The organism is Aeromicrobium sp. (genome assembly GCF_032084975.1).
In the GTDB taxonomy this organism is placed as follows: Bacteria; Actinomycetota; Actinomycetes; order Propionibacteriales; family Nocardioidaceae; genus Aeromicrobium.
Genome location: NZ_DAMDLR010000131.1, coordinates 1 through 3,819, shown reverse-complemented (window position 1 = coordinate 3,819; position 3,819 = coordinate 1). Strand labels below are relative to the sequence as shown.

The 3,819-nt window shown below is 71.0% G+C and carries 6 protein-coding genes; 1 reads left to right on the top strand and 5 read right to left on the bottom strand.

The window, feature by feature from the left end; genetic code table 11:
- From RT323_RS16175 to RT323_RS16155, 5 genes are all read right to left on the bottom strand, one after another.
- On the bottom strand, positions 1–157 hold a 157-nt coding region (locus RT323_RS16175; RefSeq protein ID WP_313410268.1), incomplete at its 3' end, for a glycerate kinase.
- Between the two features lies 1 nt (position 158).
- The gene (locus tag RT323_RS16170; protein WP_313410265.1) at positions 159–1,424 is read right to left on the bottom strand and encodes an aminotransferase class I/II-fold pyridoxal phosphate-dependent enzyme; all 1,266 of its coding nucleotides are present in this window, start codon (positions 1,422–1,424) and stop codon (positions 159–161) included.
- Positions 1,425–1,447: 23 nt separating this feature from the next.
- Positions 1,448–2,017: a PspA-associated protein PspAB gene (locus tag RT323_RS16165; protein ID WP_313410263.1), complete on the bottom strand. Its 570-nt coding sequence runs from the start codon at positions 2,015–2,017 to the stop codon at positions 1,448–1,450.
- Between the two features lies 1 nt (position 2,018).
- Positions 2,019–2,912 carry a zinc metalloprotease HtpX gene (gene htpX, locus RT323_RS16160; protein WP_313410261.1) on the bottom strand — a complete coding sequence of 298 codons (894 nt, stop codon included), beginning with the start codon at positions 2,910–2,912 and terminating at the stop codon, positions 2,019–2,021.
- Positions 2,887–3,582, bottom strand: a complete 696-nt coding sequence (locus RT323_RS16155) for a PspA/IM30 family protein (RefSeq protein WP_313410260.1) — start codon at positions 3,580–3,582, stop codon at positions 2,887–2,889. Before RT323_RS16155 ends, htpX begins: the two co-directional genes overlap by 26 nt.
- Before the next feature lie 56 nt (positions 3,583–3,638).
- Between RT323_RS16155 and RT323_RS16150 the strand changes: the two genes are divergently transcribed.
- Positions 3,639–3,819, top strand: a 181-nt coding sequence (locus tag RT323_RS16150) for a DUF3043 domain-containing protein (RefSeq protein WP_313410258.1), incomplete at its 3' end; no start/stop codon positions are given.

Here is a 3,819-nt window from a genome sequence, read left to right as displayed (position 1 = left end):
GCAGCGCATCCACGAAACCGGGACCGCCGTCGGCCATCGGCGCCGCGACGAGGTCGTCGTCGGGCGCGGTGCGCCGCCAGCCCGCGATGATCGCCTCGGCGGCCTGCGGGGCGGTCAGGGTGCCCGCGAACTTGTCGGGCGCGACGATGATGCGCACGTCAGGCAGCGAGCGCCTTCTCGGCCGCGGCGAGCAGCACGCAGGTGGCGAGGCCCTCCATGGCGCGCGTCAGCTCCTCGAGCGGCGGGAAGGACGGCGCGATGCGGATGTTGCGGTCGCGCGGGTCGCGTCCGTACGGGAACGACGCGCCCGCGGGGGTCAGCGCGATGCCGGCCTCCTTCGCCAGCTGCACGACGCGCGACGCGGTGCCGTCGACGACGTCGAGGTTCACGAAGTAGCCGCCCTTCGGGGACGTCCAGGTGGCGACGCCGTGGTCGCCGAGTCGCTCGGACAGGATCCGCTGGACCGTCTCGAACTTGGGCACGAGGACCTCGCGGTGGCGGGCCATCAGGTCCAGCACGCCCTGCGCGCTGCCGAGGAACTGCGCGTGGCGCGCCTGGTTGACCTTGTCGGGGCCGATCGTGCGGATCGCGGTGTGCGACAGGTACCAGGCGATGTTCTCGGGCGAGCCGCCCAGGAAGCTGACGCCCGCGCCGGCCAGCGTGACCTTGGAGGTCGACGCGAAGACGAGCGCGCGGTTCGGGTTCCCGCTCGAGGCGCACAGGCCGAGGATGTCCGCGGACTTCACGTGCTCGTCGGTCAGGTCGTGCACGGCGTAGGCGTTGTCCCACATGATCCGGAAGTCCGGAGCCGCGGCCTGCAGGGCGGCGAGCTCGGCGGCGACCGCGTCGCTCACGACGGCGCCCGTGGGGTTGGAGTACGTCGGGACGAGCCACATCCCCTTGACCGCCGGGTCGGCGACGTGCTCGCGCACCGCGACCATGTCGGGGCCGTCCTCGAGCATGTCGATCGTGATCATCTCGATGCCCAGGTGCTCGCAGATCGCGAAGTGCCGGTCGTAGCCGGGCGCCGGGCACAGGAACTTGACCGGACCGTCCTTCCACGGCTTCGCCTCCTCGGGCGTGCCGTGCAGGAGCGCGAACACGAGCGAGTCGTGCATCATCGACAGGCTCGCGTTGTTGGCGGCGATCAGCTGGTCGACCGGGATGTTCAGCAGCTCGGCGAAGATCGAGCGCAGCGCCGGCAGACCCGTCCCGCCGCCGTAGTTCCGCACGTCCACGCCGTCCACCTTGGTGTCCTGCAACGGCGCCGTGAGCAGGTCGTTCGACAGGTCGAGCTGGGCCGCGGACGGCTTGCCTCGCGTGATGTCGAGCGAGAGATCGGCCTGCTGCAGCTCGGCGTACGCCTGCTGCTGCTCGGCCAGGAGTGATTCGAGCTGGTCGCGGGAGAGGGAGTCGAGGGTCACACGCCCACGGTATCGCCCTGCCGTCAGAGTCCCGGAGCGCCCCAGATGGCGAGCCAGCGGCTCAGGTCGGCCTCCATCGGGATGTCGCCCTCGACGAGCGCGCGGATCTGCAGCTCGACCGGGTTGTCGCGCCGACGGGCCGCCGACGGCTCGGGCACGAACGGGTAGAACGTGCCCCGCTTGAACAGGTAGACCAGCGCGAGTCGGCGCTCCTCGTACTCGAACACGACGGTCGAGCACAGCAGCGCGGTGTCGAAGCCCTGGTCGGCCATCGTGGAGTTCACGGCGTGCAGGTCGGTCACGAGGCCGGAGACGTCACCGCTGGGGCGCACGACCTCGAGCCACGTGAAGCCGAACTCGTCATGGTGCAGCTGGACCGTCGCGTTCGGGTCCGTGCGGATCATCTCCTGCGCCGAGGCGATGATCTCGTCGTCGGCACGGCCGTCGGAGTCGCGGAAGCACACCGCGCCGTGGCCGCTGAACGCGAAGCCCTCGGCCTGCAGGGTGAGCGCGGCCTGCGGGACAGCGAACAGGACGTCGAGGTTCGCCTTGGCGGGCTTGGAGCGGCCGAGCAGTCCGTCGAGGAACCCCATGTCAGCGGCGCTCGGACAGGTCGGCGCCGATGCGGGCCAGCTGGTCCAGCCGCGCCTGCAGCGGTGGGTGCGTCGACATCAGTGCCTGCGCCGCGTCGCCCTTGAGCGCCGGCGCGATGAAGAACGCGTTCATCGACTGCGCCTCGCGCAGGTCGGACGTGGGGATGCGGCCCATGTCGCCCGAGATCTTCACCAGCGCGGACGCCAGCTTGGACGGACGGCCCGTCAGGTAGGCGCCGGAGCGGTCGGCGCTGAGCTCGCGGTAGCGCGAGAGGGCACGGGTCAGGACGAAGCTGACGGCCGTGACGACCAGGCTGACCAGGATCACGACGATCATCGCCGGCCCACTGTTCTTGTCCCGGCTGCCGCCGCCGAACCACATGCCCCAGCGCGTCAGGAAGCCGGCCAGCAGGCCGAGCGACGAGGCGACGGTCATGATCGACACGTCGCGGTTGGCCACGTGGGCCAGCTCGTGCGCCAGCACGCCCTCGAGCTCGTCGGCGTCGAGGCGCTGCATGATCCCCGTCGTGACGCAGACGGCGGAGTGGCTGGGCGAGCGGCCGGTGGCGAAGGCGTTCGGCATGTCCGTCACGGCCACCGCGACCCGCGGCTTGGGCATGTCGGCCAGCGCGACGAGGCGATCGATCATCGCGTGCAGCTCGGGGGCCTGCTCGGGCTCGACCACATGGGCGCCCATCGACTTCAGCGCGAGGGAGTCCGAGAAGTACCACTGGCCCCACGACATGCCGACCACGACGATCACGCCGAACCATATGCTCTGCGTGGCCGAGATGAGGAACGCACCGAAGAGCACGTAGAGCAGGACGAGTCCCAGTCCCACGCCGCCCATGCGCAACGTCAGGCCACGGTCACTGCGAAATCTGCTGCGGGCCATGGTCGTCTCCCTTCAGCGCCTCGTCGAAGCGGCGACGCAGTGCCTCGTCCTCGGACTCGCCGGGCCGCGTGATGATGCCGTCATGCATGAGCTCGTCCACGGCATCGGCCGTGGCCTCGAGCTCACGCGTGTGGCGCTCGGCGTCGGCCATCAGCTGACCGACGTCGCCGGCGGCCGAGCCGATGCCGGTCGTGGCGTCGTTGATCTCGGAGCGGGCCTGGGCCGCGGAGTAGCGCGCCGTCAGGGTGTCCTTGCGGAGGCGGAAGTCCTCGATCTGGCGCTCGATCCCGCCCGCGGAGGCCTGCAGGCGGTCCTCCTCGTCACGCAGCTGCGCATGGCGGTCCTCGAGCTCGGCCGCGGCGTTCTCGAGAGCGACCTGTCGTTCGATCGCGCGGCGTGCGCCGGCATCGTCGCCGCGGTCGACGGAGGACTTCGCCTCGGTTCCGGCGCTCTCGATCTCGCGGCGCAGGGAGGACAGCTGGATCTCGACCCGCTTGCGGCTGGTGGCCACGTCGGCCACACCCCGACGCACCTGCGACAACAGCGCCGACTGCGTCCGGTAGGCCTGGTCGAGACGCTCGCGCAGCGCCTCGACGTCGCCCGAGTCGTCGCGTGCCGTCCGTGAGCGGAACAAGCCGGTCAGTCGTGTCCAGATCCCGCCGTCTGCCATGGCCACCACCCTAACCGTGCACCCCAGCGGTCGGCGCACCCTTGTAAGGTCACAGCGTGAACGACGACGCCGACGGAACGCCTCAGCGCAAGGGTGGACCCACCCGCAGCCGCAAGGAGGCCGAGGCCGCCCGCAAGGCGCAGATGAAGCGCCCCCTGACCCGCCGCGAGCAGGCCGAGCGCGATCGCCGCCGGCGCAGCGCCGCGCGGGACAAGCAGCGCGAGGCCCTCATGGGCA

Coding starts and splice junctions, on each gene's coding strand:
- RT323_RS16165 (WP_313410263.1), bottom strand. CDS start 2,017: ATGGGGTTCCTCGACGGACTGCTCGGCCGCTCCAAGCCCGCCAAGGCG.
- htpX (WP_313410261.1), bottom strand. CDS start 2,912: ATGGCCCGCAGCAGATTTCGCAGTGACCGTGGCCTGACGTTGCGCATG.
- RT323_RS16155 (WP_313410260.1), bottom strand. CDS start 3,582: ATGGCAGACGGCGGGATCTGGACACGACTGACCGGCTTGTTCCGCTCA.